Annotated in this window: 1 protein-coding gene; it reads left to right on the top strand. The window is 35.5% G+C overall.

From position 1 onward, the window contains the following. Positions 1–211, top strand: a 211-nt coding sequence (locus EOC06_RS39835) for an ArsB/NhaD family transporter (protein WP_281062162.1), incomplete at both ends; no start/stop codon positions are given.

The following is a 211-nucleotide window of genomic DNA, read 5'->3' as shown; positions in this document are numbered from 1 at the left end:
TGCAGCTGGAGTAATTAAAGAAGGACTTATATATGCAAATGTTATTGGCTCTGATTTAGGACCAAAAATAACACCAATCGGTTCATTAGCTACTTTATTATGGCTGCATGTACTATCCCAAAAAAATGTGAAGATTTCTTGGGGAGCATATTTTAAAACAGGTATTATTTTAACTGTGCCAACCTTGCTGGTTACACTTATCGGCCTATAC

This window comes from Mesorhizobium sp. M7A.F.Ca.MR.362.00.0.0, assembly GCF_004023175.1.
GTDB lineage: Bacteria > Pseudomonadota > Alphaproteobacteria > Rhizobiales > Rhizobiaceae > Mesorhizobium.
The sequence above is the reverse complement of the archived record's forward strand: the minus strand, read 5'-3'. Positions and strand labels throughout refer to the sequence as shown.